Annotated in this window: 10 protein-coding genes; 3 read left to right on the forward strand and 7 right to left on the reverse strand. The window is 63.6% G+C overall.

What is annotated here, in order from left to right:
• The 4 genes from EN993_RS27075 to EN993_RS27090 form a co-directional block, all read right to left on the reverse strand.
• On the reverse strand, window positions 1–490 hold a 490-nt coding region (locus EN993_RS27075), incomplete at its 3' end, for an aldehyde dehydrogenase family protein (RefSeq protein ID WP_245468978.1).
• A complete protein-coding gene (locus EN993_RS27080) occupies window positions 487–1,545 on the reverse strand; it encodes an LLM class flavin-dependent oxidoreductase (RefSeq protein ID WP_109661374.1) in 1,059 nt (352 codons plus the stop codon). The genes EN993_RS27080 and EN993_RS27075, both read right to left, overlap by 4 nt.
• A 5-nt stretch (window positions 1,546–1,550) precedes the next feature.
• Window positions 1,551–3,329 carry an alpha/beta fold hydrolase gene (locus EN993_RS27085; RefSeq protein ID WP_127265293.1) on the reverse strand — a complete coding sequence of 593 codons (1,779 nt, stop codon included), beginning with the start codon at window positions 3,327–3,329 and terminating at the stop codon, window positions 1,551–1,553.
• On the reverse strand, window positions 3,322–3,909 hold the full coding sequence (locus tag EN993_RS27090; RefSeq protein ID WP_126069863.1) for an amino acid synthesis family protein: 588 nt from the start codon (window positions 3,907–3,909) through the stop codon (window positions 3,322–3,324). The genes EN993_RS27085 and EN993_RS27090 overlap by 8 nt, the downstream gene beginning before the upstream one ends.
• A gap of 143 nt (window positions 3,910–4,052) precedes the next feature.
• On the opposite strand from EN993_RS27090, the gene EN993_RS27095 reads away from it, so the two are divergent.
• Window positions 4,053–4,724, forward strand: a complete 672-nt coding sequence (locus EN993_RS27095; protein ID WP_127265294.1) for a GntR family transcriptional regulator — start codon at window positions 4,053–4,055, stop codon at window positions 4,722–4,724.
• 26 nt (window positions 4,725–4,750) lie between these two features.
• Here the strand turns inward: EN993_RS27095 and EN993_RS27100 are convergent, their stop codons facing one another.
• Window positions 4,751–5,494 (reverse strand): helix-turn-helix transcriptional regulator, encoded by a 744-nt coding sequence (locus EN993_RS27100; protein ID WP_127265295.1) that lies wholly within the window; start codon window positions 5,492–5,494, stop codon window positions 4,751–4,753.
• Between the two features lie 230 nt (window positions 5,495–5,724).
• On the opposite strand from EN993_RS27100, the gene EN993_RS27105 reads away from it, so the two are divergent.
• Window positions 5,725–5,976 carry a hypothetical protein gene (locus EN993_RS27105; protein ID WP_127265296.1) on the forward strand — a complete coding sequence of 84 codons (252 nt, stop codon included), beginning with the start codon at window positions 5,725–5,727 and terminating at the stop codon, window positions 5,974–5,976.
• On the opposite strand, the gene EN993_RS27110 is transcribed toward EN993_RS27105, so the two are convergent.
• Window positions 5,977–6,651, reverse strand: coding sequence for a Crp/Fnr family transcriptional regulator (locus EN993_RS27110; RefSeq protein ID WP_245468979.1), 675 nt, complete (start codon window positions 6,649–6,651; stop codon window positions 5,977–5,979).
• 424 nt (window positions 6,652–7,075) lie between these two features.
• Between EN993_RS27110 and EN993_RS27115 the strand changes: the two genes are divergently transcribed.
• Window positions 7,076–7,384: a hypothetical protein gene (locus EN993_RS27115; RefSeq protein ID WP_164548740.1), complete on the forward strand. Its 309-nt coding sequence runs from the start codon at window positions 7,076–7,078 to the stop codon at window positions 7,382–7,384.
• Between the two features lie 46 nt (window positions 7,385–7,430).
• Here the strand turns inward: EN993_RS27115 and EN993_RS37435 are convergent.
• The coding region (locus EN993_RS37435) for a hypothetical protein (protein WP_206532423.1) at window positions 7,431–7,804 on the reverse strand (374 nt) is incomplete at its 5' end.

The raw sequence follows: 7,804 nt of genomic DNA on the forward strand, positions 1-7,804 counted from the left end.
GCCCGAGCCGATCGGCGTCGTCGCCGCGCTCGTGCCGTGGAATTCGCAGCTCTTCCTGTCCGCCGTCAAGCTCGGGCCTGATCGTCACTTCCATATCCGCCTTGTCGATGGGGACGAACGCGCCTTCGTTCTTGTCGGCCAACCCGCCATAGTAGCGGTAGTAGTCGCCGACATAGGCGATCTGGGCGCGGGTCTCGCGGATGATCTTGCCGGTGTCGCGCGTCTCGAGTTCCGCCAGCCGGTCGGCATTGGCGACGACGAGATCACCGAGCAGCACCAGGAGCTTGCCGCGCGCCGTTGCCGTCATCGCTGCCCATGGGCCGGAGCGCAGCGCAAGGTGGGCGGCTTCGACGGCGCGATCGACGTCATCGGATGACGCAGCAGGCATCCTGGCCCATGCCGTGCCGGTCGACGGGTCGATGCTGTCGAAGGTCGCTGCCGCATCCTCGAAGCTGCCGTCGATATAGTTCCTGAATTGAGCGGTGCTCATCGCGATCCCGCTTTCGGTTCGGCAAAAGCCGGCATCACCCTGTCGATGAAGAGCTGCAGCGATTTCTTCTTGCGCTCATGGGACAGGCCGCTGTCGATCCAGATCGAATACTGGTCGTAGCCCAGCGCCTCATAGGCCTTCAGCCTGGCGATCACCTCGTCGGCTTCGCCGATGACGAGGTTCTGCCGGATCTTGTCCGGCGCATATTGCGGCATGGCCGCGATCTCGGCCTCGCTCAGCGGCTCCAATATGCCCTGGCGCACCGGCTTCTTGTTCTGGAACCAGGCGCCGAACTGGCAGTAGAATTGCGACAAATCCTGCACCAGGCGATCGGCATCGGCCGCGTCCTCGGCAACGAAGGTGTGCATCAGCAGCATGATTTCCGGCCGCGCTATGTCGGGGTGGGCAGCACAGGCGGTGTTGAAGCGCTCCATCAGGCTGGCCACTTCGCCGTCGCCGGAGGCCAGCGGCGTCACCTGCACATTGCATTTGCTGGCAACGGCAAAGTCGTGCGAGTTCGGATCACGCGCTGCCACCCAGATCGGCGGATAGGGCTTTTGCAGCGGCTTGGGCGACGACGTGGTCGAGGGGAACGACCAGAACTCGCCGGAGAGTTCGAAATCGCCATCCCACAGGCCGCGGATCGCCGGCACCATCTCACGCATCCGCTGGCCGGCTCCCCAGGCCTCGAGGCCGGGAAAAAGCCGCTGGTATTCGTAAGCGTAGGCGCCGCGCGCAATGCCGATGTCGAGGCGGCCGCCGGAGATGACGTCGGCCATCGCCGCTTCGCCGGCAAGCTTGATCGGGTGCCAGAACGGCGCGACGATGGTTCCGGTGCCCAGCCGGATGCGCCTGGTCTTGGCGGCGAGCCAGGCGATGTTGATGAACGGGTTCGGCGAGATGGTGAATTCCATGCCGTGATGCTCGCCGATCCAGGCGGTCTCGAAGCCTGCCTCTTCGGCCTGCACAACCAGCTCTTCCAGCTCACCGACAAGCTCGGAATGCGGCTTGGCCAGATCCGAGCGCTCCATGTGGACGAACAGCGAGAATTTCATCAGCGTCACCCGCGACCGGAAAGAAGAACTGGCTTGGCGAGCGGCCGGACTTCGCCTTCGACCTCGTTGCCGACATAGACGCCGAATGCATCTTCCGTGCGTTCGCGAACATAGCGGGCAAGCATCGAGCGCACCGCAGGGTCGGCGATCCTGAGATCGGTTATCTGCTCGATGTCGACAAGCCGGATCCGTCGATCATCGGAACACTGGCCGTCGATCGTTCCGCGATAATAGACATGCGTGCGCGACGGAGCGGCTGTGTCGTCCCAGACGGCGAACAGGAAGCCGAGTTGCGCGTCGATAGTCTTGGCGGCAAGGTGCCCCTTGAGGCTGCGCGGATCTTTCGGCGTGCCCAGTCCGCGTCCGGCCGGCAATTCGTGGAAGCCGTCGGATGTCTCGAAGAACAGCACGCGGCCGTCATTCTCGAGAATGGCGCCGACTTCCGTGTCCGGGGGTGCGGCCGCCAGCGCCTCCTGGCTGAGGCCGGGCGTCACATAGGTGCCCCGGCAATAGCCGAGCGGCTGTGCTCCATTGTGGCTGAAATCGCGCACGCGGCCGATCAGGATCGAGTGATCGCCGGCGTCGACCAACTGCTGCATGGCGCAATCGAACACCGCGACGGAACCGTCGATCAGGGGATTGCCGGTCTGTCCCGGTTGCCAGGCCACGCTCGCGAACTTGTCGGCGGCCTTGGAGGCAAAGATGCCGGACTGGGCTTTCTGGCTCTCCGACAGGATGTTGATGGCAAAGCCCTTCGACGTCGAGAAGGCGCTGTGTCCCAGCGCCTTCTTGGCGATGCAGACAAGCACCAGCGGCGGATCGAGCGAGACCGAGGTGAAGGAGTTGGCGGTGAAGCCGCGCGGCTCGCCTTCCGCACTGACCGTGGTGACGATGGTGACGCCGGTCAGGAAGGAGCCGAGCGCGCGCCGGAATTCGCCGCTGTCGAAGGCGGGATCGGCCTGCGGCGTCGCGGCTTCGGCGTCAAGAAAGGCGCTGATGTGTCGAGTCACTTTTTCGGGCGAAGCCATTGCCATCATGTGCCTTTCTCCGCTGAGCACCAGGCATTGACCGTGCGGCGCGAGCCTCGCCATCGCCGCCGACATGGAAGGGGTCGAATTGCCGTCGTCAGACCCGGTCATGAACAGGGCTGGTGCGGCCAGCCCGGCCAGGGCATCGGCATGCTGGGCATCGGCATGGGCAAAAAGGCAATAGGTGCGCGCGTAGCCCTCCGGGTCGACGCTTTCAAGAGCCGCGCGGGCGGTGGCGGCCGCCCCCACCAGGCTCTCTGGCAGCGGGTCGCCGAACCAGCGGGCAAGCGTTGCCGCGATGGCGGAAGGATCGCCACGCGTGCCGAGCGCCGCCGCTCGCTGGCGCACGGCCTGCGCCAGGGCCTCGGGTCGGCGGAACACCGCGTTGAGGCAGACGATGGAGCGGACGCGCGAAGGCGCGCGAAGGGCGATTTCCAGAGCGACCAGCGCACCCATCGAATGGCCGACGATCGACACCGAGGCGAGACCGAGATGGTCAAGCAGACGCAGCGCCTGATCGGCGAAATCCGAAAGGGCGGCATGTTCCGGCGGCAAAGGTGAGGTGCCGTGGCCGAGCATGTCGATGGCGATGAGGTCGTGGCGGTCTTGCATCGACGCGATCTGATCCTGCCAGATCGTTGCGTTCATGCCGACGCCGTGAATGAGCAGAACCGGCGTGCCGGAGCCGGCGCGGATGAAGCCGGTGCCGTCCGGCGCCGTGTTGCGAACCCATGCGGGGGCGGCGACATCAGCCATGCAGGTCTCCCACCTCCTTGAGGTCCTGATAGCGGTCGCCGATACGGTGATGCGGGCGGCCGCCGATCGAAGCGCCAAGCGCCACCACCAGTTCGTCGGGGGCGGGGGCGTCGCCGATCTGGAAATGCACGGTCAGATAGTGCGAGCGGCGGCCCTCGTCGTTCTTGTCCATCAGCGGGATCATGATCGGCGTATTCGGCCCGCCGCGCAGATTGGTGAAGGCGAGATAGGTCTTGGCGCCCACCGCTCGACGATAGTGATTGCCGAAATGCAGCGTATGGATCAGCGCCGACGCATGCTCAATCTCGCCCGCCGTGCCGCAGATGGCGGCCTTGCCGTAGCCTTCGATCGCCTCGCCCGAACCGGCGACGGCGATGATCTCGCGCGTCAGCAGTTCGCCGAGGACGGGAGCGATGGCGCGGATCTCCGGCGACAGGTCTTCGGTGAAACCGCGGCCCGCCCAGGGGTTCGTCAGCACAGCGGCCACGCCAATCAGGCGCAACGGCCTGGGTGCGGCCTTGCCGCCCTCGATAAGCGTGTTCTCGATGTAGGTGACGGTCTTTCGAATGGCCGGTTTCATCAGCAGTCCTTGGCCGCGATGGCGCGGTGCAGCGCCGTCATCCCTGTATCGTCTTATGGTATACCATACTATGGAGCGCCAAGGACCTTGTCAATCGGCTGCGGAATCTGTTTTGTGGCGGCGCAAGCGAAGGCGGAGAAAAAATGTCAGACGTTACGCTGCGGATCGACCGCTCTACCAAGACGTTGCGGACGCTGGCGCTGGAACGCATGCGCGATGCGATCATGGGCTTCCACTTCCAGCCTGGTGAAAGGCTGGTCGAGCGGCCGCTTTGCGATCAGCTTGGCGTGAGCCGTTCCGTGGTGCGCGAGGTTCTGCGGCAATTGGAGGCGGAAGGCCTGGTGCAGATGATACCGGGCCATGGACCTGCCGTCGCCAAGCCGGATCTCGGCCGCACCGATGAAATCTACGAACTGCGGGCGCTGCTGGAGGGGATCGCGGCGCGGACTTGCGCCTTGTCGGCCACCGACGCGCAGATCGCCTCGCTCGATGCGGCCTTGACGAACCTGCTCGACGCCTGGGCGTCAGGCGCGCCGGTCGAGGTGATGCGGGCGACGACCAAGTTCTACGAAACGCTGTTCGGGGCGGCTGACAAGCAGATTGCCTGGGAAATCGTGACGGGGCTGAATGTGCGCATCAACCAATTGCGCTCGATGACCATCGCGTCGGAGAACCGCCGCGAGCCGGCGATCGCCGAAATGAGCGAAATCATGGATGCCATCCGGTCGCGCAAGCCGGACGAGGCGGAAGCAGCGGCCCGGCGGCACGTTGAATCCGCCTGGCAGATCGCACGCAACACGCTTCGCCTTGGCTGACTGCGAACGCCGGCGCGGCTGGTGTATCAGGCCTCACGCGCGAGACTGACCACCAGCTGATCGACACCGGGGTCGTCGAGGCTGACGACATGCGCCATCTGCAGCGCTCGTCTCATGCTGATCCTGGTGACGTCCTGGCGCATGATGACAGACACGCAGGCTGGCCCCGATCCGGTCAGGACGAAGGCGCTGCCGACCAGCACCGGCTCCGAGATGGGGGCCCACTGCACGGTCATGATCGAAGGTTCGGCGGTCTGGCGGCGGTTGATGCCGCTGAAATAGATCCAGTTCAGGCGCGAGATCGCCACGCCGTAATGGTTGCCGGGCACTCTCGCGCCGCCCTGACCATCGCCCGGGGCCCACCGCGTCACCCGCCTGAAGGTGACCAGCTCGGCCTCGCGCCGCACGAAGGTGACCGAGCGCATCAGAAGGTCGGGGTGGCCGGGGACCGAAAAATAGGTGAAATAGGTGCCGCCGGCGATGGCGGGCGAGGGGGGACGCACCATGTTCTCATACAGTGTCTGGCGCAGCGATGCGTGGCCGTCGTCAGCCCCTGCTCCGGCTGCGGGCTCGCGATACAGCTCATTCTCGTCGATCTTGAAGTAATCGCAGATCAGCCTGGCGGTGGCCTTGTTGGGAATGGCCTTGCCTTGCAGGTAGCGTTCGAACTGGGTGCGGTTGACGCCAAGCTCGCGGCACACCGCGCTCACCGAAGCGTGGCGCTGGATCAGCCGCCTGAGGTTGGCGGCGAGATTCTCGCGAATTGGCACGACATCTTCCCCGCGACAGACGTACGAACCATTTATTCAAGCGATAGCTTATATACCATCGCACGCCGTAATCGCGGCGCAAAGGAGGACCTTTGGCCAATAGTGCAGTCGGTTCGGCGCGAAACTGTACGTTTTTGACAGTTTATCTATGCAAGCCATGCAAATGGGCGTATTTCGGTAGCAAGAGCGACCTCAGATCGGCCACTTGACCTCGTATGATGGAGGGCGGTTTGGATCATACCGACCTGGTCGAGCTTCTGGACTATACGCAGGCGCAATTGAGCAAGATACGCCAAGCGGTCGCGGCGAGCGACCATGCCGGTGCCATGTTCGCCATCGATTGCCTTGTCGGAGCGGCGGCCGAACAGACGAAATGCAAGCTTGCAAGCCTGGAGCCTGCCGGGCTGCCGATTGGCCGGGATGCATTTGAAGGCGGTGCGCCAGCGCCCGGCAAAGCGTCGGGCAAGCCAGGCGGCAGCTGATCAGGCCGCGCTGATCTCGCCGATCAGCCTGACATATTCGGCCTCGGCTTCACCGTAACTGCCATTGGCGAGTTCCAGCAGCCCGACGCGGTCGCGAATGACGATCTCGCCCCGGCGTGCCCGGATCAGCGCACGGCCTTCGAGCAGCTGGAGGGCGACGGTGACGCCCGGCCGCCTGACACCAAGCATGATGGCCAGGAATTCGTGGGTGATGGCGAGATGTTCGCCGGGCACCCGGTCGTCGCACATGAGCAGCCAGCGCGCCAGCCGCTCCTCGAGCTTCAGCCGCGCGTTGACGAGCGCGGTGCAGCCGGCTTGGGTCTGCAGCGCATTGACGAAGCGCAGCAGGAACATGCGCAAGGTCGCGCTTGCCGCCAGTGCCGCATTGAAAGCGCCGGCTTCGATGCGGATCGCATCGCCCTCGAGTTGGACATAGCAGGCGTGCGGCGCGCGGTCGTCGCCCATCACCAGGGAAGAGCCGGTCATGCCTTCGAAGCCGATGAAGCCCACTTCCGCCTCGTGGCCGCTCGCCGTGCTGGCGACCACCGAACCGATGCCCTGTTCGATGAAGTAGACGGCCTCTATCGGGATGCCGGGGGTCACCAGCATCATGCGCAACGGCAATTCGCAGCGCCGCATATGCGGCTCAAGCAAGGCCAGATCATCCGCGGGCATGCGCCGCAGCAATTGATTTCGATATTGGTGATCTTTGTCGGGAGATTTCTTGCCGGAATCAGTCATGGCGCGGCCCAATGCAGGGCAAGAGCCATCCGATCTCCCAGCCGTCCGCGCCCGTATCGACGTGCCGACGATCGCCTACACATAGGGTCTTTGAACGAACAAACCTAGGAATACGATATGAAATGCGATGCACAGCGTCCCCCACTGCCGTTCGCATACGAAAAGATCGACTTCAACGTTAGTGTCGGAAACGTACCAAGCCCTTCTTGGTACAAAACCGACATTTTGCTGAGAGACGCCGGATCGGGTGATGGTCGATAAAATCCGCCGGCTAACGATCAGGCGCCATGTCGCGCCTGCCCTGCGAACGGCTTGAAAGCATGCCGAATTTCAGTGGGAGAATTGTACGGTTTTTACGGTGATGACGCTGATATTGACTCTCGCTGCGCGCGATTTCATTTTTGATCGACAGCGTCAGGCAAATGGGTCGCTGCTCCGAAAGGGGCTTCTCATGTCGAGCCTTAACAAGCGCAATCCCGGCTTCCATCCTTCCGATTTGCAACTGTGCCAACGCGTCTTTGATCGGGTCTGCTCCGAACGCAAACTTGACCCGAAGTCGAGCGAGCCGGACGTGCAGCGGCTCGCAGCCACGGTGTTCTCGCTTTTCGAGAATGGCTACAGCAATGAAGCCGAATTGCTCGACAGTTTCAGGCGGCCGCGGCAATGACCAAGGTCAGGGTCACGTCCTCGACACCGGGGACTGAAAACGAGCCTTACGACACGGCGGTCTTTGCCAGGAAACATGGCATGTCGGAGAAGGCCGCGGAGGTCGTGCTGTTCGCAAACGGACCGTCCAGAACGGCTTGTGACGCTGCCGCACGCTCCTTTATGGAAGCGGTTGCCCGCAGATCGAAAAAGCAGCCATGAACGCCGACGATGCGCCTCGGCCAACAGGCGTTTCCATCCAGCCTATCGATGGCCAATGGGCCGTTCGGATCGTCGAGAACGGCGAAACCATACCGCGCCTGTTCGAGGAAGAGCAGTTCGCCCGGAACTTTGCGGCTGGTTAGCGGCTCCGCCTGTGGCTGCTGCCAATGAATGCCGACGATGCCGGGATCATTGGGTGCCAATGATCCGAAGGCCGGCT

Origin of the sequence: Mesorhizobium sp. M7D.F.Ca.US.004.01.2.1 (assembly GCF_003997785.1) — a bacterium.
Lineage (GTDB): Bacteria > Pseudomonadota > Alphaproteobacteria > Rhizobiales > Rhizobiaceae > Mesorhizobium > Mesorhizobium loti.

Excerpts from the sequence above, each read along its gene's own strand:
- EN993_RS27080 (WP_109661374.1), bottom strand. The coding sequence starts at position 1,545 with ATGAAATTCTCGCTGTTCGTCCACATGGAGCGCTCGGATCTGGCCAAG.
- EN993_RS27085 (WP_127265293.1), bottom strand. The coding sequence starts at position 3,329 with ATGGCTGATGTCGCCGCCCCCGCATGGGTTCGCAACACGGCGCCGGAC.
- EN993_RS27090 (WP_126069863.1), bottom strand. The coding sequence starts at position 3,909 with ATGAAACCGGCCATTCGAAAGACCGTCACCTACATCGAGAACACGCTT.
- EN993_RS27095 (WP_127265294.1), top strand. The coding sequence starts at position 4,053 with ATGTCAGACGTTACGCTGCGGATCGACCGCTCTACCAAGACGTTGCGG.
- EN993_RS27110 (WP_245468979.1), bottom strand. The coding sequence starts at position 6,651 with ATGCCCGCGGATGATCTGGCCTTGCTTGAGCCGCATATGCGGCGCTGC.